Genomic DNA, 23,672 nt, shown 5'->3' with positions numbered 1-23,672 from the left:
AATACTTAATAATCTAGAGTTCAACCGTGAGAATTTTTATATGACTACTATTATTACCAGGAAGTATAGAATCAGCCGTAGGCTTGGTATAAATTTATGGGGTAGAGCTAAAGACCCAGTAAATAAAAGAAAATACCCTCCAGGTCAACATGGCGCTCTTGGGTTCAAGAAACTATCTGACTTTGGTAAACAGTTTGCTGCACATAAGAAATTTAAGTTTTACTACGCGATTTCAAGTAAACAGCTGAGACGTACGTTTTTAGACGCTTATAACAGAAAAGGTTACACAGCTGATAATTTTATTGGTATTTTAGAATCAAGACTCAGTTCTGTTTTATACCACTCTGGCCTTGTGCCAACAATCTATTCAGCAAAGCAGCTTATATCTCATAAGCACGTTACAGTTAATGATAAAGTAGTTAACATATCAAGTTACCGAGTGAAGCCAGGCGAAACAGTGAAATTAAGAGGAAATGCGGCAAAAATTCCTATAATAGTTGAGGCTCTACAGAAACAAGAACGTAAAGCTCCAGATTACTTAGAAACAAATAGTGGTGAGCTTTCAGTGAAATATTTGAGATCTCCTCAATACTCTGAAGTTCCTTACTCAGCAGATATGGAAGTTAATTTAGTAGTAGAATTTTACTCTAGGTAAATGAAAAGAGCCCGTGTGGCGGAATGGTAGACGCAGCGGACTTAAAATCCGTGGGTTTTGCGACCTTGGGAGTTCAAGTCTCCCCATGGGCACCAATTTAATTTTATAATAAACACATAAAAAAGTATGAAATGGCTTGATGTAGAAGACATTGCTGAAGCACTGGAAGAAAAATTTCCTGACGAAGATATAATGAGTATCAGATTTACTGACCTTAAAAAAAAGGTTTTGAGTTTAGAGAATTTTAACGATGATGAGAAACGCTGTAATGAAAAAATACTTGAGGCTATACAAGCTGCTTGGATTAACGAGAGATTGTAAAAGGTAGCCACCGCATTGCGGTGGCTTTTGTTTTAGAAGTGAGTAGAATGTGTGTATGCTGCTGCTCTTTCTTCTCTTTCTTTTTTATTACCTACAATCTTTGCCCAATTTGTACATAAACCACCTAGATGGAACCGGCTTCTTTGTGTAGTGGTTGGTGCTGTAGGAGTTTGGCCACTAGATGAACCGGTATGCATTGATTCGTTTACACTTCCGGCATTATGATCAGATGTTACAGATTCAGAGCTCTCTGTAGCTCTTGTGCTGAAAAGATTTGTGACAAATGTCTTAAACCTCTTGACAGACCCAGATTTTTCTCTTTCGCTTAGCTCTGGCTTTGCTATACTCAAAGTATCTTCTTCTTTTACATCTAATTCTTCTGTGAAAGAAGCACCCTCTTTAAATTTGTTTTCATTTGGCTCAGCACTGTCTGTTTCTCCATGGACAAGCGTACCTTCAATAATTTCATTGGATTGTACCAGATTCTTTTTTACTCTTACTAAACCATCCACTGAGCATACCTGTGAATGACCATGAATTGCTCTCTCTTTCAGCTTGCTCAGCAGGCTCTTTTTTACTCTTAACTAAACAATCCTTTCAATCTATCCATTAATGAGAATTCATTCTCACTTTTAGCTTGTTTAGCCGCTTCTGCACTATCACCTACTTCCAATGGGTTTAAACCGAGACCATCAGCATCAGTCTTTATGTAACTGAACTTAGCATCAAAATTCTTGTATACTGCCTCAAGACGTTCCATCTCACCTGAAGTATCTCTACGCCCAGGCATCACAACTGATTATATGTTAAAAACAAGTCTTTATAAATATTACGAAATGGTGATATTAAAGACACATAGAGAAGAGGAACCGTCGATATTCTTGGTCAATAAGGACCGTACCGAAGCAAGGTTCTCTTCTCTGATTTATTATACTGAAAGTTCCGAACAACTGATTGAGCGTTGAGGCTCGTATATAAGGGTGGAAAATGCAGTATTACATATTATTCTATGGAGGAATTATGAATTCATCAAATATCATTGCTGGCATCGATGTTAGCAAAAACAAATTAGACATCCACATTCATCCACTTGGACATCATAAAGTATTTGAAAATAACATACAAGCTATTGATCAAATACTTGACTTTTTGCGTTTACATAACGTAACCAAAGTTGGACTTGAAGCAACTGGTGGATACGAAAAATTATGTGCTTATACTTTACTAAGCCATAGTTTCGAAGTATATGTCATTCAACCAAGATGGGTGAGAGACTATGCAAAAAGCCTTGGTATTGCTACTAAAACTGATAAAATAGACTGTAGCATCATCTCACGTTACGTTAGTAATACAGATATGCGTGTTACTCCTTTAAAAGTTAGTAACAATAATATTGATTGTTTGAAGCAAAAGTTATCTCGCAGAAATCAACTAGTAGAAATAGCAAAAATACAAAAAACCCAAGCTCATCAGGTAACTGATATATCCATAATCAAACAAATGGAAGAGCTACTCGTTGTTTTGCAAAATCAAATCCAATCCTTAGAAGATGAGATGATAGAATTGGTTGATCAAAGTGTGCCATAGAGACACAAAGAATGTTCTGAAAAGAGCAAACTAAGTGCAAAAGCTACGCAATAGATGAGGGTGGGCCCCTCGAAGCCGGTTTACAAGAGCAGGCTTCAAACAACCATAAGCTGCTTTGGTAAAGAGCCAAGGTAGTGAGCATTATGGAAAAGGCGTAATTATGCGTCATGTATGGAATAGAAAGATGAACGAAAGTGAACCACTGATGAAGTGTCGAAAACAATTAGGTGGCGTCAAAACCAGGGGGTCTTGATTAACCTGGGATAAGTCTATCAGGAACTTGTTTACTGGGTAGATGGCGTCCGGCATAGAGGTGGCATGAATCTATTTCAGGCTATTGTGTGGAACTACGGGAACCTGTCGTTTCGATGATAAGGGAGAAATCCAAGGAGCTAAACTCCAAGGGTGAGAGTACCGATACGGAAAACAGGGGCGGATCAGCTCGTAGTAGTGAAGAAGTTTCTGTAATGGGAATGGAGCGAAGGGGCTGAGTTATTCAGTTTTAGTTATTTGTCAACCGAAAGGGAGGAGTAAATGAATAAAACAAAGTCTTTTGATATACCGAAGCAACTTATTAGGAGAGCTTATAAACAAGTGTCCAAAAACAAGGGTGCTGCTGGTGTAGATGAGGTTTCGATAACAAAGTTTGAGGAAGATCTAAAAGATAATCTCTATAAACTATGGAATCGGATGTCATCTGGAAGTTATTTTCCAGAGCCTGTAAAAGCTGTAGCAATACCAAAAGGTACGGGAGGGGGACAAAGAATTTTATGTGTTCCTTCAGTATCGGACAGGATAGCGCAGACAGCAGCTACAATGTATCTAGAACCGTTAGTAGAACCGAAGTTTCATGAAGATTCATATGGTTATAGACCAAACAAATCTGCACTGGATGCGGTAGGAACTGCGAGGAAAAGATGCTGGTGGTACGATTGGACGATAGATCTTGATATAGCAGGATTTTTCGACAATTTGGACCACGAGTTGGCATTGCAAGCTATCAAAAGGCACACAGACTGCAAATGGGTCATACTGTATGTTGAAAGATGGATAAAAGCTCCAATTCAGCAAGCAGATGGCGGTAAGGTAGTTAGGGAAAAAGGAGTTCCGCAAGGAGGTTCAACAAGCCCGCTGATCTCAAACATATTTATGCATCATGTATTTGATGAGTGGATGAGACGAAAGTGCCCAACAATAGCATTTGAGAGGTATGTAGATGATGCGATAGTGCACTGCAAGAGTAGTAGGCAGGCAGAATTTATGAGGGTAGCAATAGAAGAAAGATTGGCTGAGTATAAGCTAAAATTACATCCTGAAAAGACACAAATTGTGTACTGCAAGGATGACAATAGGAAAAGTGAATTTCCTAAACAAAGTTTTGATTTTCTGGGTTATACATTTAGACCCAGGTTAGCAAGAAATAAAATAGGAAAGCATTTTGTTTCATTTCTTCCTGCGATTAGCAACAAGGCCAAGAAAAATATTACTACAACCATAAGGTCATGGAAAATACTACGAAATACACACAAAACATCAGAGGAAATATCAAAGATAGTAAATCCAATAGTCAGAGGCTGGTATCAGTACTATGGCAGGTTTTACAGGAAAGAGATATACAAACCTCTGAGAAACATAGAGCGGCACCTAGAAAAGTGGGTCAGAAGAAAGTATAAGAAGCTTCGAAATCATGGAAGACTAGCAAGGCAACTTCTAGGAAAAATGAGGAAAGAAGAGCCAAATACTTTTTACCACTGGACACTTGGTTTAGGGCAAAAGACTGAATAATGGGAGCTGTGTGAGTCGCGAGGTTCATGCACAGTTCTGCGAGAGACTGGTGGGGAAGTTCCACCGGTCTACTCTCCCGATGTAAACGGTTACTTACTACTTACTTCTTCCCACTCTGCTAAGCAGATAAGAAATTATATATTTCATATTAATTATAATATAATTAACAATTATTATATATAATTAAGCATATTTACAATGAATGGAGTTGAAGATGGTACAAGGTGGCGCAGGAAGTACTGGTGCAACAAAGACAGGCAATAATGAAAGATTTGCTAGGGAAAGATTTGCTACAGCTATAGTGAATCTTGCTAAAAGGAATAAAGGTGTAGGTTTGGATCGAGTAGTCTCAGATCTGCTTTTACAAAGCCCAGATTTGCAAAAGCTCAATAGTCACAATCAGACTACAGGAAAAGTGAAATTTTCTAAAAAACAGACAATTGAATTGTTGAGACAAAATCCAGAATTTCTAAAAGCTACAGACGAATATTTACAAGCAAATCCAAACGAACAAAAACAACTCATTGAAGAACTTAGTAAAGATCCAACTGTGATACAAAAAGTTAATAGCCTTGGTAAAACACTTGCTATAGGTGCTGGACTGGCGGTTGCAGCACCATTTATTGGTATAGGCATAGGAGTGTTAGCAGCAATAGCTCTTATTTGTTTTGCTGTATATAAAAGAGAGGCGATATCAAAAGGTATAGGAAATGCAACTAAATATGCAGGAAAAAAAGTAACGCATTTACTTAAAAACCTCATTGATAAGTTACCTTTCAGATCATCAAATGCGGTAAGTTATTTAGCAGAGCTTGAACATGATTACGTTCAAGCAGGATACGATAAAGCAACGGATAATCTACTTCCAGATGATGCGGTTTTTATAAAGAAATATTTTTTGAATGAGGATGGGTTTAAGGCCTTAGAAGAACAAATAAAAAACAGTGATGGCAAGAGAATTACCGTAAAAGGTGAAGAAAATGAAGAAGTTGCATTAACATTAAAGGATTTAAAAGTACTGAAGGAAAAAGGAGATAGTACACTCGCTAAGGCTGATGATGATAAATTTAAAGAAAAATTAGGCAAATTTAAATTAATAATGAGCGAAGCTAATAAAGAGATTAGAGCGCAAGTTGAGACAAGAGTTGATGAGGCAGAACAAGATAAAGCCCATAGAGAACAAAAATTACAAACACCTGCAACAAGTTCAGCATTATGCTCATTCGATGGCAAATACTAAACTCTTGTCACAAATTCCTGGAGATAAACAAGAAAGTGTGAAAGATTTATTAAAAAAAGTTGCTGAACTTAAAGATACTGGAAAAAACGAAGGATTTAGACAAGACTTCCATAAATTCGCAAAAGACTCTTATAATTTAGACACTTCGAAATTGGAGGGTAAGAATAGTGCTGAATTACAACCTCTAGCTAAGCAATTAAAGAATCTAACTCCTGGCCAAATCAAAGCACTTAGCGCTAAAGTCGATGAATTGAAGAAAGATCAAGATAGAGGGCCAAAAACACAAAAGAATGAAGTTAAGACTTCTAAACCAGAAATAGGTGCAATGCTTGATTTATAGTTTTCATAAAACACCAAAACTTTGCTGCTACTAAAATAATGGTCCTGCAGACGATCTATTGTATAATGCTCTAATGCAGCTAAATTTTAACATCGCATTTTTAGATCTATATGCCCGTGACGGGTTAATAAAATTAGACGAAATATTTTTGAACTATATTAAATCATGTGATGAAAATTTATTCCATTCATTAGTTGCAGCAAGGGCAGCTCCCTTTTCGGTGTCATCCCAGTGCTTGACACTGGGATCTCAGTTAATAATAGATCTCTCATATTTACTTGATGGATTCGTTGCAAAACTTTTCAACATCGAAGAAGAAGTAGAAGAATTAAAGAAAAGACATAGTGACTTTGCTGCAGTATATAAATGCAAAAGATTATTTGTTCAGCGCTATGCATTGAAGAAATATGCTGATGTGGCAAGCATAAATATTGATTACATTACCGAGAGACTAAATCATTTTTTCACTTTACCGGTAACAGAGCAAAAATTTGCTGAACAGGTTATGCATTGGTTTGAGGACAAAGAAAATCACAAAGAAGAAGTAGAACTTGCAGCGCAATATGCAGCGTGGAGAGTTAAAAATGAAAATTCCTCTGTCATCCCAGTGCTTGACACTGGGATCCAGAAACAAAATAGCTGGATTCCAGCGTCACGCGCTGGAATGACATCAATACTGTTTAGTACACACAAAAAAATTGACCACGAAAACTTAATACCGCTTTCCAGAAAAGAAATTGGTGAAGTTGAAGTATTGTGCTCAAATGAAATAAAAAGACGATATGGCTTTGACCTAACAAGTGAAAAACCTAGTTTGGAAAAAGCACTAGATAACGTTCACTACTGCATATTCTGTCATAAACAAAACAAAGATAGCTGTTCAAAAGGATTGTTAGATACGTCGGTGTCATTCCAGCACGTAACGCTGGAATCTGGAAAAGAAAGAAGTGTGGATCTGAGTAGTCAAGCTACTCAGATGACAGAGGGATGTGTAGAAAGTCCATTGAACAATGACAAAACTTTTAAAAAATCCCCACTTAAAGTTGAACTGCACGGGTGCCCACTGGAGCAAAAAATATCAGAAATGAATATGGTGAAAAGTGAAGGGTACAGCATAGCAAGCCTTGCAATTGTGATGATAGATAACCCGTTATGTGCAGCTACGGGACATAGGATATGCAATGATTGCATGAATTCGTGCATATATCAAAAACAAGAACCTGTGAATGTGCCAATGATTGAAACTAGAACTTTGGATGACGTGCTCAGTTTACCATATGGATTTGAAATATATTCTCTTCTCAGCCGGTGGAACCCTCTAAATTTTCAGTGCCCATTGCCAAAAGAAAATACTGGAAAGAATGTGCTAGTTGTGGGACAAGGCCCTGCAGGTTTTAATTTGGTCCATCACTTATTAAATGATGGACATAATGTTATTGCGATTGATGGACTGAAAATTGAGCCTTTGATTGATGATTTTCAGCCAATTAAAAGCTTTCAGTATGAAAAGTTAAGTGAACGAACGGCTGGTGGATTTGGTGGAGTAGCAGAATATGGAATTACCTCCAGATGGGATAAGAATTACTTAAAAATTATCAGACTATTGCTAGAAAGACGTGAAAATTTTACAATTTATGGCGGCATTCGTTTTGGTGGTACAATTACCGTAAAAGATAGCTTCAATTTGGGTTTCAATCATATCGCCTTGGCGCTTGGCTCTGGTAAACCTAAAATGATAAAAATAAAGAATATGCTAGCTCGTGGAGTGCGAATGGCATCTGATTTTTTGATGTCTCTGCAGCTGACAGGTGCTCTTAAATTTGATTCCATAGTAAACCTGCAAGTGCGTATGCCGATAGTTGTAATAGGAGCAGGACTCACTGCAATTGACACTGCTACTGAAGCTTTAGCGTATTATCCAATTCAAGTAGAAAAATTTCTCCATAGGTATGAAATGCTGGTCGACAAACATGGGAAAAACTATGTTGAAAAAGATTGGACGGAGGAAGAACATGAAATTGCAAATGAGTTTATATTACATGCTAAATTAATTAGAGAAGAGTCCAAGATTGCAAAAGAAAGTGGGGAAGAATCGAAAATATTAGAGTTAATGCAAAACTGGGGAGGAGTGAAAGTTATATATAGAAAAAAGTTAAAAGATTCACCAAGTTATCGATTAAATAGTGAAGAGGTACAAAATGGGTTATCAGAAGGAATTCACTTTATCGAAAATTTAGAGCCAGTTGAAATTTTGACAGATCAATATAATCATACCGAATCATTGAAGCTAGTTGACAGTAAATCTGGTGAAATAAAATGTATAAAAGCGCGTTCTATTTTCATAGCAGTAGGTACCGAGCCAAATACTGTTATTGCGACTGAAGATAAAGAGTACTTTAAATTACAGAATGGATATTTTACTCAAATTAATTCATTAGGAAAAGAGGTAGATCAAATCTTCTCTCCTAAAATGGAGAATAAAGATAGAATATTAGTATATAAGCAAGGCAATAAAGCAATCAGCTTTTTTGGCGACTTACATCCTTCATATAGTGGCAGTGTTGTGAAAGCTATGGCGAGTGCAAAAAACGGCTATCCTATTATTTCTCAACTTTTAAAATACTCTCCCATCCAAGTAGATGAACCAACACGAGCCAACGAAGAGTTTTTTAGCAAAATAGAAGAGCAATTCACTGCAAAAGTTATAAAAGTGCAATTTTTAACCGATAAAGTGGTAGAAATAGTGATTAAAGCGCCACTTGCAGCAAAAAATTTTAAGCCTGGGCAATTCTTTCGATTGCAAAATTTCGAAGTTAACAGCAGAAAAATTAATAATACAAAATTTGCTATGGAAGGTATAGCCGTAACAGGCACTGAAGTGGATAAAGAAAAAGGAATAATCTCCACTATTGTGCTCGAAACTGGTGGTTCCACTAATTTATGTAGATACCTAAAAGAAGATGAGCAAATAATCCTTATGGGTCCAACTGGTAGTCCTACGAGTACCAATTAATAACAAAGTTATCTATATTTTTCACGCTGATAGATTGATCAATTCTTTTGACTAAATTGGATAAAACTTTATTAGGACCTATTTCAATAAACTTGTTGATGCCATGGCTTGCCATATGTAAAACCATCTCTCTCCATCTCACTCTACTTACAATTTGTTTAGCAAGCAAAGATTTTATGATTTTTGGATCGCTTTCTTCTTTAGCTGTAACATTTGACAACAAGGGAAGGGTAGGGCGCATCATTTCAACGCCCTCTAAAAATTCCAAAACTTTTTCGTCAGCAGGTCTCATAAGGAAAGAATGAAAAGGTCCACTAACCTGTAATTTTATTAGTTTCTTGATACTCGAGTCCTTAAGCAAATCAGGTAACATTTCAAGAGCCTCTATAGTTCCGCTTAAAACTACTTGTCCGCCACCATTATCATTTGCAATCTCACAAATTCCGTCAATCTGAACTGATTTTAATATGTCTTCTACTTCGTTTAACTCTGCTCCGAGCAATGCAACCATACCACCTTTGCACCTTAGTGAGGCTTCGTGCATTGCTTCGCTACGAACTTTTAGTAGCTTTACTGTGGATTCAAGTGTTAAAGCTCCTGCGGCACATAGCGCTGTATATTCACCAACTGAATGCCCACAAACATATTTAATATTATGACCCAAGAAAAGGGATTTACCAAACTGATGCTCCATAACGCGTAGCGTCGCGATTGACACCGCCATTATAGCTGGTTGGGCATTTTCTGTGATCGTTAATTCTTCAATAGGGCCGTTGAAGATTAAACTAGATAATTTTCTATTTAGTATGCTATCTACTTCATCAAATACTTGTTTAGCAACAGAAAATTCACTATATAAATTTTTCCCCATTCCGACAAACTGAGAGCCCTGACCAGGGAAGGCGAAAATCATGATTTATTTATTTTTTATTAAATATATTACTTTGTTTATTTGCTGTCAACATTCTGTAATAATGCTTGACTAAATGGACAAAATTAAGTACAATAAAAAATTAACAATTTACACGTTAGCAATGTTAGGAGTTAATTATCATAGAATTATCATAGTTCAGACAAATGGTGAACGGTTTGAAACTGGTTCAACCTGGGGAGAGGAAGGTGCCGAAGTGAAATCTGAAAGAGATCTTCATAATCACCCTGCATGGACTGGGAGTTTGACAAGTGGTTCAACAAGTAAAACCAGCAGAATGGCTAGGTTTAACGATAAGTATGGGGACATTTTTTAATTTTTCCTTCACTTTGTAAAGAGCTTGCTGAAGCATGAATTACAGAAATATAGGCTATATTGCTTCTGAATCACCAAAATCACAGAAAGTATCTAAGATACTACGAGAGCTTAACTTTATCGATATAGCAGAGGAAAATAAATCTGAAATTGATCTACTAATAGTTGTCGGTGGCGATGGCTTTATGCTGCGTACTTTACATAATTACGTTATGGAGAATAAAAACATGCATGTGTATGGCATAAACACAGGTAATGTTGGATTTTTAATGAATAAGTGTTTTAGCTGCAGTGAAGATTTAATTGATCATATAGAGCATACAATTTCAACTCAGTTAACCTTATTAAAAATGGAAGCCATAGACACAAGTGGCAATAAATATCACTATACAGCGGTAAATGAGGTATACGTTTTTAGGAAAACGAATCAAATAGTGGAAATGAATGTCACTATTAATAACAAGCTAAAAGTAGAAAAATTTAGGGGAGATGGGATAATACTTTCCACACCCACGGGCAGCACTGCATATAATTTCTCCGCTGGTGGTCCAATATTACCACTCAATTCAAATTTACTTTCACTCACATCTATCAATAGTTATTACCCTAGACACTGGAATGGGGCGCTAATTTCAAATGATACGGTAGTGCAAATTGACATTAACGACGTAAAAAACCGTCCAGTAATTGTCGTTTCAGATTACAAAGAGTTTCATGATATATCGCAGATAAAAATACAAAAGGACCAAGAAAACACAATCACGCTGCTTTTTGATAAGGATTATTCTCTTGATGAAAGAATTTTTGACAAGCAATTCTTGTGTTAAGTTTCTTTGCTTGAAAATATGGCTGCGTGTTTTCAAGTGCTACCTACAGCTATCCTAACCTTATCGACACATAAATTTACGTGGTCTTTTGCGGTACTAAGGAGAGCAAGTCCAATATTATTTACACTGGAGCGTAGCTCTCCTATTTCTTCATTATCATTATTCACTATCTTAGTGCCAATATCTGGAAGCACATCATTTCCACTAACAAGATAAAGTTTTCTTCTAAATACTTCCTGTCTCCTCATTCGATTGACAACTTCCTGACCTACATAACACCCCTTGTTAAAACTTATACCATTTGCTCTGTCGATTAAATATTGCAGTGGAAATGACGAATTTTGCACCATATCTTTTGCTCCATCTGGAATAAGATTTTGAATTCTTATTGTTTCATATTCAGCAAAATTCCCAATTGGTTCTTTTATTTCGTCTTTATGTATTATTCTCACTCCTAATGCTGCATGCCTTGGATCTGAAAAGATGATCTGTGATTCATTGCTACATTCATCTAAATTTGAATTAAGTAAAACCCCAACCTTGTATAATGAACTAATATCTTTGATCTTTACTTTCATATAAGTTTTAAGTAAATCCAGTTTTTCAATTATTTGTTGCAAGTGCATCATTTCACACTCTAAGAAAATGTATTTACCATGTTCAACAAGAAAAAAATCGTATAAATATTTCCCCTGAGGGTTAAGTAATAAAGAGTAAAGAGTCTTTTGATTGCTCAATTTATTAATATCATTTGTTATAATAGCCTGCAAAAAGACCTTTGTGTCTGGCCCATATAGCACTATCACACCACGACTCAGTAACGGTATGTATCTCATAAATTTTTTATAAATAAATTTAAATATAACATTAGGCACTTTTTAAAGCTACTTTTCGTCTTCCAGCATTTTGCAGCCCTTGAAATCTAGTTTACAAGTATATATATAAAATAATAAGTTAATTTGTTGACGAGGAAAAACAAATGTCAAATGTAAATTTAAATGTGCTTGATGATAGCGTGCTGATCAGGCCTATTAGTGAAGAGAAAAAAGGTGGAATTATGATTCCATCAAGTGCAGAAAAAAAGCCTACTCAAGGTGAGGTAATTGCTATTGGTGAAGGTTCACGCAATTCAAACGGTGAGCGTGTAGCTTTGACTGTAAAAATTGGTGATAAAGTATTTTATCGTCAGTGGGCTGGAACAGAAGTAGAACACAATGATGAAAAACTCATTATAATGAAAGAATCTGATATACTTGCTATCATAAAGTAAGGGATTTTATTTTTGCGAAACTAAAACAAAGCACAACAAGTGCATTGTAGACAGTTTTATTATAATTTTATTAATTTTTTATTAAAAGAGGTATATAGATGACTACTAATATGGTGATATCAGGTAAACAATTCGACAATGCTGTTATTGAAAATGCAGGGCAGTTTTCTTTTATAGCAGGAATAACTTTAGGAGCAAAAGGTAAAAATGTAGGAGTTGCTCAGTCTTTTGGTCCATTAAAGATTACAAAAGATGGTAACAATGTGTTAAAAAATCTAAATCCGGAAAATCCGACATCTGCTGCTATTATGAGTATATTTATTAAAAGTACCTCTGAGTGTAATGACAAAGTTGGTGATGGTACAACAACATGCTCTATATTAGCTGGTAAAATGGTAGAAGAGGCTTATAGGCCTATTTCTGCTGGTGTTAACAGAATTGCTATTAAAAATGGCATATTGAAGGCAAAAGAAGAAGTATTGAAACAAATAAAATCTATGTCACGTACAGTGTCTTTAGATAAGTTAGATGAGTTGGGGCAAATTGCTACAATTTCTGCTAATGGTGATAAAGATATAGGTAATAGTATTGCTGAGGCTGTCAAAAAAGTTGGAAAAGAAGGTGTGATTACTGTTGAAGAGAGTAAAGGCTCAAAAGAGTTAGAAGTTGAGCTTACTACTGGTATGCAGTTTGATCGTGGTTATCTTTCTCCGTACTTTATTACAAATAATGAAAAAATGATAGTGGAACTCGACAGTCCATATCTCTTAATCACAGAGAAAAAACTAAATATAATACAACCATTACTTCCTATCCTTGAGGCGGTTGTCAAGTCTGGTAGACCTCTACTCATTATTGCAGAGGATATCGAAGGCGAAGCGTTAAGCACTTTGGTTATTAACAAATTGCGTGGTGGTCTAAAAATTGCTGCTGTAAAAGCGCCAGGTTTTGGTGACAGAAGAAAAGAAATGCTCGAAGATATAGCAACTTTGACTGGCGCTAAGTACGTCATAAAAGATGAACTTGGAATCAAGATGGAAGATTTGACGCTCGAAGATCTTGGTACTGCTAAAAACGTTAAAATCACTAAAGATAACACTACAGTTGTCAGTGAAAATAGTGATTCTAAAAACGTGAAAGCTAGAATCGAGCAAATCAAATCTCAAATTGAGATTTCAACCTCTGATTATGACAAAGAGAAACTAAGAGAGCGTTTAGCAAAATTATCAGGCGGCGTTGCAGTGCTCAAAGTTGGCGGGGCAACTGAAGTGGAAGTTAAAGAACGCAGAGACAGAGTAGAGGATGCACTGCATGCAACTAGAGCTGCAATTGAAGAAGGTATAGTTCCAGGTGGTGGAGTTGCGCTTCTTTATGCTTCATCTGTTCTTGAAAAATTAAAGGGTGGAAGTGATGAAGAACAAATAGGGATAAACATTGTCAAGAAAGTTCTAAGTGCTCCAATTAGAAAAATAGTTGAGAACGCAGGATTAGAATCTGCTGTTGTAGTTGATCATTTATTAAAACAAAATGATCAAGAGCTGATTTATAACGTTGAAGCTATGAACTATGCCAATGCATTTGCATCTGGTGTAATCGATCCAGCAAAAGTAGCACGTGTTGCTTTTGAAACAGCGTTATCTATTGCAATTATGCTTATTACCACTGAAGCCATTATAGTTAATCTTCCAAACAAAGATGACAATGCTTCTCCTATGGGAGGAGGCGGAATGGGCGGAATGGGTGGATTCTAAATAGATGAAATTTTGGAGCAAGTGAGTTTCTTGCTCCTGCCTACACATTATCCCAATTCTGGATTAGAAAACAATAGAAAAGCCAGAAAAGTAGGGTAAACTCCAAAGATATATCATTTGAAAATATGGCGATATTTAAGAAAATGGGCGCTGTAAATATACTGCAAAAAAACTAGGCTCTGTTCTTGTTATATAAGCAGCTTGACACTGGCATTCAGTTTTATTTATAATTTCATTTGTGAAAGAACAAAAATGCTTATTCGTTACTATTGCTGGTTTACCAAATGCTGGCAAGTCGACATTAATTAACAGTATCGTAGGCAAAAAGATTGCAATTGTAACTCCCAAAGTGCAAACAACAAGAACGCAGATGAGAGGCATTGCAATACTGGACAATGCGCAGATTGTCTTTACTGACTCCCCGGGAATTTTTTCAGCAAAAACTGAACTTGAAAAAGCTTTAGTAAAATCTGCATGGTCAGCAATCAAGGGTGATGATGTTGCTTTATTGCTTATCGATGCAAGCAATTATTTGAAAGACATAGAGAGAATCAAAACAATATTTGCACGACTGCAGCGCACAAAAGCACGATGTATTTTGGTTATAAACAAGATTGATTTGGTGAAAAAACCTGAATTAAAGATGGCATATGAACATCTAAATTTACTATATAAATTTGAAAAGATTTTTATAATATCAGCACTAAAAAGTGATGGACTTTCTGATTTGATGAATTACCTCTCTGAAATTGCACCTGCAAGCCCTTGGTTTTATGAAAAAGATCAGATAACAGACTCATCGACAAATTTTTTATCAGCGGAGATTACAAGAGAAAAATTATTCTTGAATTTGCGTGAAGAATTGCCATATTCTACAGCTGTTATAACTGAGCAATTTGAGGAAAAAAAAGATAAGAGTTTAGTTATAAAACAGATAGTATTTGTATTAAAAGATAGTCATAAAAAAATAGTGCTAGGAAAAGATGGCAGTAATATTAAAAAAATTAACATTGAAGCGCGTGCTGAGCTAGAAAAAATGTTTGAGTGCAAAGTTCATCTTTTTTTGTTTGTAAAAGTGCGGCCTTGGGTTGACCGCCCTGAGGAATATATAAGTGATGCTTAACTCCCTATTAGTATTTGATATTGAAACTATACCTGATGTAAGCTCCTGCAAGAATTTGCTGGATATTGATGAAAACAGCAGTTTAGAGGAAAAAAGGGACGCATTAACAAAGTATCACCTTGAAATAACGAATGGGCAAAATTCTTTTTTACGCCAGCCCTTCCACCAAATTGTAGCAATCAGTTTTTTACTCTGCAATATAAGGCATCAGAGTGGATATGAAGTATTTACCCTACAAGAAATTAGATCTGGAGGAGCACTAAATTCCAGTGAAAAAGAGCTAGTGAAAGGGTTTTTTAATTATATGTCGGAAAAAAAACCAAGGTTAGTTTCCTTCAATGGACGCACTTTTGATATACCGGTGCTGAAGTATCGTGCTATGGTCCATGGCATTCAGGCGGAATATTTTCATAAAGCTGGTGATAAGTGGAACAGCTATAATCAAAGATATAGTAGTGATTGGCATTGTGATTTACTCGAGACTCTCTCTGATTTTGGAGCTTCTACAAGAGTAAAAATGAATGAGGTTTGTGCTGCATTTAACTTGCCTGGTAAAATCGGGGTTGATGGATCGCAAGTGACGAGCTTATACGATAGTGGAAAGTTACAAGAAATTAGGGATTATTGCGAAACAGATGTGATTAACACTTATTTGATTTATTTGAAATTTATGCATCATCAGGGAAGAATTACTACAGAAAGCTATAACAAAAGTGTGGAAGAATTGCTTTTAGAATGTGAAAAAAAAGCACACTTAAAAAAGTTGAAAGAAGAGCTTTGTAGCAGAGATTTTTATATTCAATAAACTTCTATTAATATTCTTATATATCTTATAAAGATTTTTAGCTATACACCCTGGAGTTGTACAAGCAGTCCTATTTTTTCTTGCAAGGATTCGGTAATTAATGTATCATTAATGTAGTGAAGCTGGCTAAAGAGGTAAAACATGACCAAACAATTTACTCTTACTGAAAAAGAGTTTAAAAAAGCAGAAGGTTTGTTTAAAACGCTGGAAATAGAGGCTGATCAAGTTGTAGGTACAAATTACAAATGGCTCATTGAGTTTTTAAGAAAACGGTATCGTAATTTAATCCTTACATATCATCCTGATAAGGGAAGAAAACCAAATTCGGAAAAACTACAAAGAATTCATGAAGCATATCCTATATTACGAGGTTATATCAAATCTTTAGAGTGTGGTAAGTCTGATATTACAGTTGATATTGAACATGGTGATAAACGTGTTACAGCGAGGGAATTTCATTACGGAAGAAAGTTTTTTGAAGAATCAAAAATGTATGAGAAGGATGTAGTAGGAAAGAGTTATAAAGAACTATTATTTAAGTTCAACTCGTCTATGACAAGGGATGTACTAGAGAGACTTAAAGAAGTCTGTAAAGGAACTGGACATAAGTTTAGCTGTCCAGTATCTAACTCTCACAGGAAATTATATAAGTATCTATTTCCTCATGACATATTTTTTGCTTTAGAGAAAAGCACAGATATAATTCGTGAAGATAAAGTTAAATTAGTATCAAAAATTATAGAGGCAAGAGATTTTTGGCTGCACGGTATAGCCCAAAATCCAATGATGAAGCATGCATTTTCAGTAGCTACATACTCTGTGCTTGCAGTAGCTAGTTACTTATCATCGTGGGTATTGCCATGTTATATAATAAATGTTGCTATTCTTTATGGGGTAAGGAGATATTATGATGCACAGTATAAAAATCAAAAAATCTTGGTTGAGGAGTATATAAGTAAGGTAAAGCATATTTATTTTTATAATGAATTTGTTAAATATTCTTTATTCGCTCTGTCCGTTTGTTTGCTAACAATGGATTTTATTTCTTTCGGATCAACTCCAGAAAATCTCTATTACAGTATTTTCTTAGGAATAGGAATATCGATTGAAATTTTTCTTAGTAGTTTTGGAAAGGGTTGTGAAATATATGCTGAGAAGTATGTAAAAGATTTAATGGAAGAAAATCCAAAAGATAAAGTTCAAAAAGCAACTGACCTGTTAGAGTGGTATGATCTACGTTTGCCATTAATACTAATTTTTATGCCTCTTGTTAGAATGTGTTTTAAAGATATAGCTAAAGAGATGGCTGAAAGGAATTTGGATGAAGTAAATACTGACCTGTCTGATGTGAGCAATAAGCTACCAGAACAACCTAAAGCAATACAATATGAACTACAAGGTACTGCATAGCTTGTCTAAGTTGGTCTATGAATGAGAGCATGCTTTTAAAGTTTGTTGAAGTTTTTGAGTTTATGGATTATTGTTAACCAATTGAATAAAATTGAAAAGAATTGTGTCAAATAAAATAGGTTTTTTGGCTATTTTTGCTTTAGTAATTAGTAGCCAAATTGGCTCTGGGATTTTTGTGCTTCCGATTAGCCTTGCTCCATATGGTGTATATAGCCTGATCAGTTGGGTTATGTCAGGTTGCGGTGCCATATCTCTTGCTTTAGTGTTTGCTTTGCTTTGCGCAAAATTTCCAGAAACTGGAGGCCCTCATGTTTATGTGAAACATGCTTTTGGGTCCACTGCAGCTTTTTTCGTTGGTTGGACATATTGGGTAATTTCATGGGTTAGCACAACAGCAGTAATTGTTGCAAGCATTGGCTATCTCACTCCACTTTTTCATGGTGATATACAAAATATACGTTTATTCCTAGAAATTTTGTTATTTACAGCTATTACACTGATAAATTTAAGAGGAGTTACGACGGCTGGGTGCGTTGAGCTTATATTGATGATTATTAAAATTACTGCCCTGCTTGCTATACCAATAACAGCATTATTTTTCTTTGATAGAAGTAATTTTGCCCTAAGTGAAGAAATATCAAGCCTAACGATATCTCAGATTCTTGCTCGTTCTACATTGCTCACTTTGTGGTGTTTTATTGGACTTGAATCAGCAACAGCACCTGCAGGATCAGTTAATAATCCAGCAAAAACAATACCAAGAGCCATAGTGCTTGGCACAATCTGTGTGGCTGTTATATATTTCATTAATAGTCTTGCAATTATGGGGTTAATAAATGGTAATGTTTTAGCTAATTCAAAAGCTCCGTACGTTGATGCAATAAAAATTATGTTTCCTGGCAATTGGCACTTAATCATTTCTGTGATTGCATCCATTGTTTGTGTTGGAAGTTTAAATGCTTGGGTTTTAGCCAGTGGACAAGTTGCACTTGGCCTTGCAAAGGACAAACTCATGCCACAATTTTTTACTAAAACGAACAAACACGACTCTCCTTTTTGGGGCATAATAATTAGTTCACTTGGAACTGCAATTCTACTTATTTTGACATCAAGCGACAATTTTGCTGAGCAGATAACCTCAATTATTGATTTCTCTGTAGTTTCTTTCTTGTTTGTTTACCTTGCATGCAGCCTTGCTTTTCTAAAAGTTATGCTGCAAGAGAAAAGTTATTATAAGCTTTTAATCGGAAGTGTAGCCACGGTTTTTTGCTGTTGGATAATATTTGAAACCGCTATAAACACCTTACTAATTGCAAGTTTATTTACTGCAAGTGGTATACCTATCTACTTACTTTGGTACCGCAAAATAAGTAAGATTTGCTGATCCGTCATTCCGCTGCCTATTGGCAGCTGAGAAACCGCAATTAGACTTCTTTCGAAACTAGCATAAAGCCAAAAAAGGTCTATAATGAGGGTTTTTAGGTGAGGAAAAATAGACCCCCTGCGAAAAAGTAAATAAACTAGATGAAAAACACTGAAAACCGTATAATTAGAAAGAAGGCAGCTTCAAGAAGATCAGCATACTCAAGAAATAAAATCTAACCCTTACTATTAAATAATTTCAACCCTATAACTCCAAATGTAATTAAAATAAGGCATATTACTCCAAATAAATTAGTTGATTCACTAAATAGAAAAATTCCAAGCACTGAAGCGCCTATTGTGCCCACTCCAGTCCAAATTGCATAACATATTCCAATAGGAATAGAACGTGTAGCAAGAGAAACCAGATATGTACTAAGCGTCATGGTAAGTATATTAATTATTGATGGTATGAGATTAGTGAATCCATGACTATGCTTAAGTGTTACAATCCAAAATATTTCAATGATTGATGATAAGAATAGATATAGCCAATTCATGCATAAACTTAGATTTAAATAGAGAACTTCAATCCTATGGTTCCTATTATTATTAAAATGATACATAAGACCTGATATAAATTAATATGCTCTTTAAAAGCTATCACGCCAATTATAGTTGTACCAATTGTACATACTCCGGAAGAAACTGCATAGCAGACCCCAATAGGAAGAAAACATGCTGCAAGAGATAAAAAATAAATGCTAACGATCATAATCATCAACGTTGCAACCGAAGGCACAATTTTAGTAAAACCATTGCTAAACTTTAGCGTTACAGCCCACAGTGTTTCCATGATACTAGATAATAACAAAAATAACCAGCACATTTTGTAATATTTTAAACTTATATTGTACCAAAAATTGTTGGCAAAAGCTATGCCAAATTTACAATAAAGTCTTTATAACTGTTCACGATTTCCTATTAAGCAAGAATATTTATAAAGTTGGCATAAAAGTATAATTAACGAAGACTTGTTTGATACAGTGCAAAAACAATTGGCTGAAAATAGAAAAAGAGCCAGAATACAATGCTGTCGCACCGCTTTTAAAATTACAATGTTTTTGCAATTATGGGCTTTTTAGGCATAAGATTCGACTTAAAAGAGATTTAGTGCGTATGAAATACAAAAAAAGAGTACTTATCTTATTAGCTGCTATAGCGCTAGTGGTTCTATTATTAAATAATTACAATGGTTTTCATGAAGATGTAGTGCATTTAAAACGCGATAGTAAGGAATTTAAAAAAAAGCCAGAAAATTCCATAGAATCGACTATATTGCATAGAGAAAAAGAAGTATATGATAATCTATTTCATTTTAATAATTAACTTGTAAATAAAATAGTAATTTACATTTGCATTTTCTTATTGAATAAGTAATATTAACGCATTAGTTACAGAAAATAATTATGTTTGATGAGCATAACCCTTGGAATCTTGGTAAGAAGTCGGGGGGAAATAAAACTCCTAACAATAATGAAGATATTATAAGTAAAGTGATATCTGATATGAAGCACTTTTTTTGCTGCTTAACTAAGAACAGGGGCAAGAAACCTTATTTCATTATCCTGATTATTTTCCTACTTTATGCTTGTACAGGCTTTTATATTGTTCACCCTAGTGAAGAAGCCATAGAGCTTACCTTTGGTAAATACTCTAACACAGAGACATCTGGTTTGCGTTATCATTTTCCTTATCCTATTGGCAAGGTTTATAAAGTTAATGTTAAGGAAGTCAATCGTGAAGAAATAGGGGTAAGCGGTTCTTATAGTCGAGATGCAGACCGTGGTGAAGGCGTAATGCTTACTGGAGATGAAAACATAGTCAATGTTAATTTTGAGGTACAATGGCTTGTTAGAGATGCTAAGGATTATTTATTCAAAGTGCGTGATTATAAACCTGGTTTAAGCGTTAAAAATGCTGCTGAAAGTGCTATGAGGGAGATAATCGGTAAAAATAGGATCTCTTTTGCACTTGAAGGCCAAGGCAGAGCTGAGATTTCAAGAGATACTAGAACCTTATTACAGCAGATTCTTGATGGGTACCAGATGGGAATAGAAGTTTTATCTGTTCAGATGAAAAAAATTGACCCACCAGAAAAAGTAATTAGCTCATTTAGGGATGTTCAAAGTGCTCGTGCAGATAAAGAGCGGGCTATAAATGAAGCATACTCTTACAGTAATGATATCATACCTCGAGCAAAGGGTGAAGCGATAAAAATAAAGTTGGATGCAGAAGCCTATGAGAATGAGATAGCAAATGAGGCAAAAGGGAATGCAAATCGTTTTTTATCTCTTTATGAAGAATATAGGCAAAACCCTTCTCTTGTTAAAAATCGCATTTACCTTGAAACTATGGAAAATATTTTTAGTCAGGTAGATAAAGTTGTTGTGACTGACGAGCTGAAAGGTATGTTTTCTTATTTACCTCTTACAAATTCAGGAAAGTAGTTATGAGTAATAATATTAAAATTGTTTTTATTTCCATATTTGTTGCTTTGTTGATTGTTTCATCTAACTCAGTGTTTATTGTACAAGAAACAAATCAAGCAATAGTGATTCAACTTGGTAAAGTTGTAAGAGATATTAGAGAAAGTGGCCTATATTTCAAATTACCATTCATAAATAGTGTGGAGTTTCTTGACAAAAGAGTTTTAGATTTAAGTCCTGATAAAACTCCAAGAGAAGTGATTACCGCAGATCAAAAGCGTATTATAGTGGATGCATACGCAAAATATAAAATAACAAATCCTATTGTTTTTTATCAAGCTGTGAAAAATGAATCGGGGCTAATTAGAAGATTGTATCCGGTTATAGAAGCGCATATAAGGGAAAATATAGGAAGATTTTCATTGATTAGCTTGTTAAACGAGAAAAGATCAGAGGTTATGCAGCTAATTCAACGTGGAGTTTACTCTGAAGCTGAAAAATTTGGCATAGAAATAATAGACGTAAGAATTAAGAGAGCAGACTTACCAGAAGAAAATAGCTCTGCAATATTTCGCCGTATGCAAACTGAAAGGGAAAAAGAAGCAAAAGAAATTAGAGCAGAAGGAGAGCAAGCTGGGCAGGAAATTAGATCAAAAGCAGATAAACTAAAAAGAGAAATTATCTCTAGCGCAGTAAAAGAATCGCACGAAATAAGAGGTCGTGGTTATGCTGAAGCAACCAGAATTTATAATGAGGCATTTAAAGTTGATGAAGAGTTTTTTAACTTTTATCGTTCTATGAGTGCTTATAGTAAATCATTCCCTGGCAGTAATACTAAATTTATACTTTCACCAAATAATCATTTTTTAGATATTTTAAATAAAGGATGACATGAGAAATAAAGCATTTATTTTATCTGTATTTGTATCTTTTTTAGTTTCGTTTTCTTTATATGCTGATGCTTTTGATTGGAATACAAAAAAAGTTGCAGCTCCTAAGACTGCTGAGTGCAATTGTAATCACGGATTTGCTGATTTAGTAGAAAAACTTATTCCTGCAGTTGTGAATATTTCAAGTGAGCAAATTATTAAACAAGAAAATGACATTAGGACTAGGGTTCCATCTGCTCCAAGAAATAACTTTTTTGATGAGTTTAGAGACTTACTTGAGAACTTTGATCAATTCTTCATGGATAGAACTCCGCATACTAACAAGGAAGTAGTGTCACTTGGTTCTGGGTTTATCATAGGCAAAGATGGCGTTATAGTTACCAATTATCATGTTATTAGAAATGCTAAAGATATCACTGTGACAATGAACGACAACACCTATTTCAAAGCAGAAGTTTTAGGTTATGATGCGAGAACTGATCTTGCTGTACTTAAAATAAATGCGGGTAGAGAACTTTCTTCTGTTGCATTTGGTGATTCTGATAAAGCAAGAGTTGGCGATACGGTTATGGCAATCGGTAATCCATTTGGTTTGGGTGGATCTGTTAGCACAGGGATTATATCTGCAAGATCCAGAGATATTAGTATTGGTACTATGAACGAATTTATTCAAACTGATGCTGCAATTAATAAAGGTAACTCTGGAGGACCACTATTTGATTTAAATGGGAAGGTCATAGGTATTAATACCGCTATCTATTCCCCATCTGAGTCTGGCGGCAATGTTGGTATAGGTTTCGCTATACCGTCTAATTTAGCTATGTCAATTATTGATACGTTGAAAAGTGGTAAAAAAATAAAACATGGTTGGCTTGGTGTGCAAGTGCAGCCTATAACAAAAGAATTTGCTGAGTCCTTAGGTTTAAAAGATACAAAGGGTGCATTGGTTGCAAGTATAGTTAAGGATAGCCCAGCAGAAAAAGGTGGGATTAAGGTTGGTGATATATTATTAGAATTCGATGGTAAAAAAATTGATAGAATGGCGCAATTACCTCAAATGGTTTCAAGAGCTGGACCTGAGAAAAAAGTGCAAGTCAAGTTACTTAGAAAGGGCAAAGAGATTACCATTAAGGTTGTGGTCGGTGAGTCTGCTGAAGATAGCAAAGATAATAACCAGGAAGAAAACAAATCAACGCCTGATTATGTCACTGGTTTAACTGTGTCGAATTTGCCAAATGAGCTAAAAGAAAGTAAAAGTGATGTACCTACAAAAGGTGTCATGGTAACAAACGTGGATAGCAGTAGTAATGCCACACTACGCGGTATTAAAAAAGGAGACATTATCCTTCAATTGAATGGAACTGATATAGAGAATACTAGTGACTTTCAAAAACAAGTTGATTTTGCAGTAAAGAAAAATGGCAAAGATTCAATAATGCTACTTATTTACCGGAATGGAAACCAGTTTTTTACTTCAATAAGGTTAAAGAAGTAATATTTTGCAGTCCAGCATGCTGAGTCTGCAAGGTTTCCTCCCATAAGTGTTGAAGGTTGTAAC

At 35.2% G+C, this 23,672-nt stretch carries 25 protein-coding genes and 1 tRNA gene; 20 read left to right on the top strand and 6 right to left on the bottom strand.

The window, feature by feature from the left end:
• The first annotated feature begins 40 nt into the window (after positions 1-40).
• The 3 genes from rpsD to iscX all read left to right on the top strand — a co-directional run bounded on the left by rpsD (position 41) and on the right by iscX (position 976).
• Positions 41-655, top strand: coding sequence for a 30S ribosomal protein S4 (rpsD, locus tag AAGD89_RS05170; RefSeq protein ID WP_341808020.1), 615 nt, complete (start codon positions 41-43; stop codon positions 653-655).
• Positions 656-664: 9 nt separating this feature from the next.
• Positions 665-750 (top strand) — tRNA-Leu (locus tag AAGD89_RS05165).
• Between the two features lie 31 nt (positions 751-781).
• Positions 782-976, top strand: coding sequence for a Fe-S cluster assembly protein IscX (iscX, locus tag AAGD89_RS05160; protein ID WP_341808019.1), 195 nt, complete (start codon positions 782-784; stop codon positions 974-976).
• A 32-nt stretch (positions 977-1,008) separates the two neighbouring features.
• Here iscX and AAGD89_RS05155 read toward each other — a convergent pair whose 3' ends face one another.
• Positions 1,009-1,488 (bottom strand): hypothetical protein, encoded by a 480-nt coding sequence (locus tag AAGD89_RS05155; protein ID WP_341808018.1) that lies wholly within the window; start codon positions 1,486-1,488, stop codon positions 1,009-1,011.
• A gap of 68 nt (positions 1,489-1,556) precedes the next feature.
• A complete protein-coding gene (locus tag AAGD89_RS05150; protein ID WP_341808017.1) occupies positions 1,557-1,766 on the bottom strand; it encodes a hypothetical protein in 210 nt (69 codons plus the stop codon).
• Positions 1,767-1,996: 230 nt separating this feature from the next.
• Between AAGD89_RS05150 and AAGD89_RS05145 the strand changes: the two genes are divergently transcribed.
• The 5 genes from AAGD89_RS05145 (at position 1,997) to AAGD89_RS05125 (ending at position 8,941) form a co-directional block, all read left to right on the top strand.
• Complete coding sequence (locus AAGD89_RS05145) at positions 1,997-2,563, top strand: IS110 family transposase (protein ID WP_341808016.1); 567 nt, start codon at positions 1,997-1,999, stop codon at positions 2,561-2,563.
• Between the two features lie 534 nt (positions 2,564-3,097).
• Positions 3,098-4,348 (top strand): group II intron reverse transcriptase/maturase, encoded by a 1,251-nt coding sequence (gene ltrA / locus AAGD89_RS05140; protein WP_341807935.1) that lies wholly within the window; start codon positions 3,098-3,100, stop codon positions 4,346-4,348.
• Between the two features lie 214 nt (positions 4,349-4,562).
• Positions 4,563-5,588, top strand: coding sequence for a hypothetical protein (locus AAGD89_RS05135; RefSeq protein WP_341808015.1), 1,026 nt, complete (start codon positions 4,563-4,565; stop codon positions 5,586-5,588).
• Complete coding sequence (locus AAGD89_RS05130) at positions 5,575-5,928, top strand: hypothetical protein (RefSeq protein ID WP_341808014.1); 354 nt, start codon at positions 5,575-5,577, stop codon at positions 5,926-5,928. The genes AAGD89_RS05135 and AAGD89_RS05130 overlap by 14 nt, the downstream gene beginning before the upstream one ends.
• Positions 5,929-6,001: 73 nt before the next feature.
• Entirely contained in the window at positions 6,002-8,941 is a 2,940-nt protein-coding gene (locus AAGD89_RS05125) for an FAD-dependent oxidoreductase (RefSeq protein ID WP_341808013.1), read from the top strand.
• On the opposite strand, the gene fabD is transcribed toward AAGD89_RS05125, so the two are convergent.
• A complete protein-coding gene (fabD, locus tag AAGD89_RS05120; RefSeq protein WP_341808012.1) occupies positions 8,925-9,854 on the bottom strand; it encodes an ACP S-malonyltransferase in 930 nt (309 codons plus the stop codon). The two genes, AAGD89_RS05125 and fabD, sit on opposite strands and share 17 nt — an antisense overlap.
• A 121-nt stretch (positions 9,855-9,975) precedes the next feature.
• On the opposite strand from fabD, the gene rpmE reads away from it, so the two are divergent.
• A complete protein-coding gene (gene rpmE, locus AAGD89_RS05115; RefSeq protein ID WP_341808011.1) occupies positions 9,976-10,188 on the top strand; it encodes a 50S ribosomal protein L31 in 213 nt (70 codons plus the stop codon).
• 34 nt (positions 10,189-10,222) lie between these two features.
• Entirely contained in the window at positions 10,223-11,014 is a 792-nt protein-coding gene (locus AAGD89_RS05110) for an NAD kinase (protein WP_341808010.1), read from the top strand.
• A 32-nt stretch (positions 11,015-11,046) separates the two neighbouring features.
• On the opposite strand, the gene AAGD89_RS05105 is transcribed toward AAGD89_RS05110, so the two are convergent.
• On the bottom strand, positions 11,047-11,850 hold the full coding sequence (locus AAGD89_RS05105; protein WP_341808009.1) for a folate-binding protein: 804 nt from the start codon (positions 11,848-11,850) through the stop codon (positions 11,047-11,049).
• Between the two features lie 143 nt (positions 11,851-11,993).
• Between AAGD89_RS05105 and AAGD89_RS05100 the strand changes: the two genes are divergently transcribed.
• The 6 genes from AAGD89_RS05100 to AAGD89_RS05075 all read left to right on the top strand — a co-directional run bounded on the left by AAGD89_RS05100 (position 11,994) and on the right by AAGD89_RS05075 (position 18,757).
• Entirely contained in the window at positions 11,994-12,284 is a 291-nt protein-coding gene (locus AAGD89_RS05100) for a co-chaperone GroES (protein ID WP_341808008.1), read from the top strand.
• A 98-nt stretch (positions 12,285-12,382) separates the two neighbouring features.
• Entirely contained in the window at positions 12,383-14,035 is a 1,653-nt protein-coding gene (gene groL / locus AAGD89_RS05095) for a chaperonin GroEL (protein WP_341808007.1), read from the top strand.
• Positions 14,036-14,273: 238 nt separating this feature from the next.
• The gene (gene era, locus AAGD89_RS05090) at positions 14,274-15,158 is read left to right on the top strand and encodes a GTPase Era (RefSeq protein ID WP_341808006.1); all 885 of its coding nucleotides are present in this window, start codon (positions 14,274-14,276) and stop codon (positions 15,156-15,158) included.
• Positions 15,151-15,963, top strand: coding sequence for a 3'-5' exonuclease (locus AAGD89_RS05085; RefSeq protein WP_341808005.1), 813 nt, complete (start codon positions 15,151-15,153; stop codon positions 15,961-15,963). Before era ends, AAGD89_RS05085 begins: the two co-directional genes overlap by 8 nt.
• A gap of 141 nt (positions 15,964-16,104) precedes the next feature.
• Entirely contained in the window at positions 16,105-17,373 is a 1,269-nt protein-coding gene (locus tag AAGD89_RS05080) for a DnaJ domain-containing protein (protein ID WP_341808004.1), read from the top strand.
• Between the two features lie 103 nt (positions 17,374-17,476).
• Positions 17,477-18,757 (top strand): APC family permease, encoded by a 1,281-nt coding sequence (locus AAGD89_RS05075; protein ID WP_341808003.1) that lies wholly within the window; start codon positions 17,477-17,479, stop codon positions 18,755-18,757.
• Positions 18,758-18,971: 214 nt separating this feature from the next.
• Here the strand turns inward: AAGD89_RS05075 and AAGD89_RS05070 are convergent, their stop codons facing one another.
• Together AAGD89_RS05070 and AAGD89_RS05065 are read right to left on the bottom strand one after the other, a co-directional pair.
• Positions 18,972-19,295 (bottom strand): DMT family transporter, encoded by a 324-nt coding sequence (locus AAGD89_RS05070; protein WP_341808002.1) that lies wholly within the window; start codon positions 19,293-19,295, stop codon positions 18,972-18,974.
• Between the two features lie 14 nt (positions 19,296-19,309).
• Entirely contained in the window at positions 19,310-19,609 is a 300-nt protein-coding gene (locus tag AAGD89_RS05065) for a DMT family transporter (protein ID WP_341808001.1), read from the bottom strand.
• Between the two features lie 164 nt (positions 19,610-19,773).
• Here AAGD89_RS05065 and AAGD89_RS05060 point away from each other — a divergent pair, with 164 nt between their 5' ends.
• The 4 genes from AAGD89_RS05060 (at position 19,774) to AAGD89_RS05045 (ending at position 23,609) form a co-directional block, all read left to right on the top strand.
• Complete coding sequence (locus AAGD89_RS05060) at positions 19,774-20,124, top strand: hypothetical protein (RefSeq protein ID WP_341808000.1); 351 nt, start codon at positions 19,774-19,776, stop codon at positions 20,122-20,124.
• An 80-nt stretch (positions 20,125-20,204) separates the two neighbouring features.
• Positions 20,205-21,245, top strand: a complete 1,041-nt coding sequence (gene hflK / locus AAGD89_RS05055; RefSeq protein ID WP_341807999.1) for an FtsH protease activity modulator HflK — start codon at positions 20,205-20,207, stop codon at positions 21,243-21,245.
• A 2-nt stretch (positions 21,246-21,247) separates the two neighbouring features.
• Positions 21,248-22,114: a protease modulator HflC gene (locus AAGD89_RS05050; protein WP_341807998.1), complete on the top strand. Its 867-nt coding sequence runs from the start codon at positions 21,248-21,250 to the stop codon at positions 22,112-22,114.
• 1 nt (position 22,115) lies between these two features.
• Entirely contained in the window at positions 22,116-23,609 is a 1,494-nt protein-coding gene (locus AAGD89_RS05045; protein WP_341807997.1) for a DegQ family serine endoprotease, read from the top strand.
• The last annotated feature ends 63 nt before the right edge of the window (positions 23,610-23,672 follow it).

It is taken from the genome of Wolbachia endosymbiont (group E) of Neria commutata, assembly GCF_964026735.1.
Classification (GTDB): Bacteria; Pseudomonadota; Alphaproteobacteria; order Rickettsiales; family Anaplasmataceae; genus Wolbachia.
This window is presented reverse-complemented; position numbering and strand designations above follow the sequence as displayed.

Bases quoted from the DNA above. Each gene is read 5' to 3' on its own strand.
- rpsD (WP_341808020.1), top strand. From the start codon at position 41: ATGACTACTATTATTACCAGGAAGTATAGAATCAGCCGTAGGCTTGGT.
- iscX (WP_341808019.1), top strand. From the start codon at position 782: ATGAAATGGCTTGATGTAGAAGACATTGCTGAAGCACTGGAAGAAAAA.
- AAGD89_RS05150 (WP_341808017.1), bottom strand. From the start codon at position 1,766: ATGCCTGGGCGTAGAGATACTTCAGGTGAGATGGAACGTCTTGAGGCA.
- AAGD89_RS05145 (WP_341808016.1), top strand. From the start codon at position 1,997: ATGAATTCATCAAATATCATTGCTGGCATCGATGTTAGCAAAAACAAA.
- ltrA (WP_341807935.1), top strand. From the start codon at position 3,098: ATGAATAAAACAAAGTCTTTTGATATACCGAAGCAACTTATTAGGAGA.
- AAGD89_RS05135 (WP_341808015.1), top strand. From the start codon at position 4,563: ATGGTACAAGGTGGCGCAGGAAGTACTGGTGCAACAAAGACAGGCAAT.
- AAGD89_RS05130 (WP_341808014.1), top strand. From the start codon at position 5,575: ATGGCAAATACTAAACTCTTGTCACAAATTCCTGGAGATAAACAAGAA.
- AAGD89_RS05125 (WP_341808013.1), top strand. From the start codon at position 6,002: ATGCAGCTAAATTTTAACATCGCATTTTTAGATCTATATGCCCGTGAC.
- fabD (WP_341808012.1), bottom strand. From the start codon at position 9,854: ATGATTTTCGCCTTCCCTGGTCAGGGCTCTCAGTTTGTCGGAATGGGG.
- rpmE (WP_341808011.1), top strand. From the start codon at position 9,976: ATGTTAGGAGTTAATTATCATAGAATTATCATAGTTCAGACAAATGGT.
- AAGD89_RS05110 (WP_341808010.1), top strand. From the start codon at position 10,223: ATGAATTACAGAAATATAGGCTATATTGCTTCTGAATCACCAAAATCA.
- AAGD89_RS05105 (WP_341808009.1), bottom strand. From the start codon at position 11,850: ATGAGATACATACCGTTACTGAGTCGTGGTGTGATAGTGCTATATGGG.
- AAGD89_RS05100 (WP_341808008.1), top strand. From the start codon at position 11,994: ATGTCAAATGTAAATTTAAATGTGCTTGATGATAGCGTGCTGATCAGG.
- groL (WP_341808007.1), top strand. From the start codon at position 12,383: ATGACTACTAATATGGTGATATCAGGTAAACAATTCGACAATGCTGTT.
- AAGD89_RS05085 (WP_341808005.1), top strand. From the start codon at position 15,151: ATGCTTAACTCCCTATTAGTATTTGATATTGAAACTATACCTGATGTA.
- AAGD89_RS05080 (WP_341808004.1), top strand. From the start codon at position 16,105: ATGACCAAACAATTTACTCTTACTGAAAAAGAGTTTAAAAAAGCAGAA.
- AAGD89_RS05070 (WP_341808002.1), bottom strand. From the start codon at position 19,295: ATGAATTGGCTATATCTATTCTTATCATCAATCATTGAAATATTTTGG.
- hflK (WP_341807999.1), top strand. From the start codon at position 20,205: ATGTTTGATGAGCATAACCCTTGGAATCTTGGTAAGAAGTCGGGGGGA.
- AAGD89_RS05050 (WP_341807998.1), top strand. From the start codon at position 21,248: ATGAGTAATAATATTAAAATTGTTTTTATTTCCATATTTGTTGCTTTG.
- AAGD89_RS05045 (WP_341807997.1), top strand. From the start codon at position 22,116: ATGAGAAATAAAGCATTTATTTTATCTGTATTTGTATCTTTTTTAGTT.